The following is a 2,927-nucleotide window of genomic DNA, read 5'->3' as shown; positions in this document are numbered from 1 at the left end:
GGTCGGTGGGTCAGGAACCGGCGGGCCGGCGGCGACCGGCGATCACACCGAAGGCGACGCCGGCGGCGCCGACCGCGATGCCCACCACGCCGAGCACCCGGGCGGTGGTGTCGGAGGCCGAGGCCCCGGCGGCGGAGGCGTGCCCGTCCCCGTGGTCGTCGGCGTCGGAGTCGGCGGCGGTCTGCTCGGTCCCGGTGCCCTCGCCCTCGCCCTCGCCCTCGGAGTCGGCGGCGTCGGCGTCGTCGTGGCTGTGGCCGTGATCGTCCGCGGCGGCGGTCAGGGTGAGGGTGGCGGCCGGGTGCTCGGCGTCGTCGGTCGGCTCGTCGATCCACCGCACGACCTCGCCGCTGTCGTAGGTCTGGATGGCGTTGAGCACCAGGCGGTCCGCGTCGGAGGGCAGCCGGCCCATGGAGATCGGGAACTGCTGGAACATGCCGGGGTTGATCTCGCCCCCGGACCACACGATCCGGCTGGGCACCTCGGTGATCTGCCGGCCGTGCATCTCCAGCGGCTCGTCCAGCTCCGTGGTCTCGATCTCGATGTCCCAGCCGGGCACCGGCTGCGGCATGACCGAGGCGATCGGGTGGTCGGTGTCCAGGTACAGCTCCACCTCCACGGTGGAGGCGTCGTCGCGCTCGTTGGGCACCTTCACGTTCACGGTGCGGTAGCCGCCGCCGGGCACCTCGGCGGGGTCCACGGTGACGTGGGCGGCGGCGGTGCCGGCGCCGGTCAGGACGATCCCGGCGGCGAGGAGGGTACCGACGGCGGCGCCCCGCAGCGGCAGCGGACGGCGGGCGGAGCGGCGGGGAACCACGGGGGTCACGGGGGACATGGGAAGAGCTCTCCAGGTGATCGGAACGTCGGAACGTCGGTTCGGCGGGAGACCGGTGCGGGTCACCGCCCGGGCGACGGACGACGGGGCCGTCCCGGTCCGTCCACCGACCGCGCGGTCGCACCGCCCCGCGTACACCACGGGTCGGTGGGAGGGCGACGAAAGTTCCGGGGTACCGGGAGATTTCCCCCGCGGGGTCGCCCGCCCGGACGAATCGTCGGGGCGGGACCCCGTGGATCGGGGGTGTCGCCGTGCGCTCAGGCGGCGAGGACGAGGGGCGGTCGCCCGGCGTCCCCGGCCCGGGGCGGTCCGCGCCGGCCGACGCCGCCGACCCGCTCCGGGCCCCGGAGGGGAACCGCCGGGCCGTGCGCGGTCCGGGACCGCGCGGGCGGGACGGGGGGCGCGGTCGCCCCGGAGAGGGCGCGGGCCACCGCGCGGCCCCAACCGAGGAGGCCGAGCACGGGGAGCGCCGGAAGGGAGCGGTCCGCCGCGTCCCGGGCGGCGGTCCGGGAGAGCCGGATCAGACACCACAGGGCGGCCTCGCCGCGCGCCAGCAGCAGGCCGGTGGCGACGGCGGCCACCAGGTGGGCGAGGAGCATGGCCGACCCACCGGTGAGCGGACCGATCGCATCGATCGTGCCGGGACCCGCCGCGAGGTGGTCGCCGAGCGCGTGCCCGGCGCCGCCCGGGGCCCCGGTGGGGTCCAGGCCGGCGGCGCGCACGATCTCCTCGGCGGCGCCGGGGGTGAGGTTCGCGGCGTGGTCGTTGCACAGCAGCCGGGCGGCCAGCTCCATCGCGCCGGTGGTGCCGTCCCGTCCCGTCCCGGCCGGGCCCACCGGAGCGGAGGAACCGGGGGACCCGGGGGAAGAAGCGGGGGAAGAAGCAGGGAAAGAAGGGAAGCGGGAGAACAGCGCGTGCAGCCCCACCTGGGCACCGGTCACCAGGGCGACGATCCCGAGCGGGGAGCGGCGTTCGCGTCCCGCGGCGAGGGCGGTCGGCAGGAGTACCACCGCCCAGCCCAGGAGTGCCACGCCGACACCGGGGGTGCCCCCACCGGCGAGGGCGTGTCCGCCCGCGGCCAGCGCGACGCAGACCGCGGCGAGAACCGCGGCCCGGGCGAGCCGCAGATCGGCGGCGGCGGACAGGGCAGACATGGCGGTGCCATCATCGCACCGGACCCGGGGGCCCCACCGCCCGGGTCGGCCGAACGGGCCCATCCGTCGCATTTCACCCCACCGGCCCCCACCGCCCCGGGCCTTTCGGATCTCCGTGTCGACTTTTCGGGGCGAATCCATCGGCCGTTCGGGCGGAGTCGCCCCGGGGGTGCGCTTACGTCCCGGGTGGGTAGGCAATACGTACGGGTATGTCGAGCCGCAGCCCCTCCGCTGCGCGGGCGGAGAAGCTCGGGAAGGGATGCGTCATGAGCATCTGGTGGTCTCTCCAACTGCGACGGGACGCCGCCAGCGTGCCGCTGGCCAGGCGTCTGTTGTGCGGTGCCATGGATACCGCCGGCGTTGACGCGGAGGTCTCCCACGACCTCTCCCTGGCGCTCACCGAGGCCTGTTCCAATGCCGTGCGGCACGCGGAGGGCGCCTCCGACGTGTTCCGGGTCACGGCCTCCATCGACGGCGACGTCTGCCACATCGAGGTCAGCGACTCCGGCCCGGGCTTCCCGCCGACCCCCGAACCGTCGGGGGAGCCCGATACCGCTCCGGCGCCGGGGAGCACGCCCGACCCGCTCGCGGTGGGGGACGCCGCACTCGACGCCGACCCCTTCCGGGTCCCGGAGCAGGAACTCCCGGAGTCGGCGGTTCGGGAGGACTCCGACCACCGGGAGCACGGGCGCGGTCTGACCCTCATCGCCGCACTCTCGGATCACGTGCGTTTCGACAACCGGACGCTGACCGGTGGCGCGGTGGTCTCCTTCGACAAGGTGCTCAAGTGGCGTGAGGACTCCCTCCTGCACGTCTAGTGCCGCGTCAGGCAACGTTCGCCCTGTCGTGATATGCCGCGCGGTTGCTGTGCCGGGCGGCACCGGACCATCAGAATGCTCACGTGGCTGAACGCGTGCGGGTCCGTGAGATCGATGACGACG

The 2,927-nt window shown here is 75.1% G+C and carries 3 protein-coding genes; 1 reads left to right on the top strand and 2 read right to left on the bottom strand.

Annotated elements, in window-relative coordinates:
- Positions 1–10: 10 nt before the first annotated feature.
- Together FOE67_RS21505 and FOE67_RS21500 are read right to left on the bottom strand one after the other, a co-directional pair.
- Complete coding sequence (locus tag FOE67_RS21505) at positions 11–832, bottom strand: YcnI family copper-binding membrane protein (protein ID WP_182666489.1); 822 nt, start codon at positions 830–832, stop codon at positions 11–13.
- A gap of 257 nt (positions 833–1,089) precedes the next feature.
- Entirely contained in the window at positions 1,090–1,986 is an 897-nt protein-coding gene (locus tag FOE67_RS21500) for a hypothetical protein (protein ID WP_182666488.1), read from the bottom strand.
- A 266-nt stretch (positions 1,987–2,252) separates the two neighbouring features.
- On the opposite strand from FOE67_RS21500, the gene FOE67_RS21495 reads away from it, so the two are divergent.
- Positions 2,253–2,804, top strand: coding sequence for an ATP-binding protein (locus FOE67_RS21495; protein WP_182666487.1), 552 nt, complete (start codon positions 2,253–2,255; stop codon positions 2,802–2,804).
- Positions 2,805–2,927 lie beyond the last annotated feature (123 nt).

Source organism: Streptomyces calidiresistens (assembly GCF_014141525.1).
Classification (GTDB): domain Bacteria; phylum Actinomycetota; class Actinomycetes; order Streptomycetales; family Streptomycetaceae; genus Streptomyces; species Streptomyces calidiresistens.
This window is presented reverse-complemented; position numbering and strand designations above follow the sequence as displayed.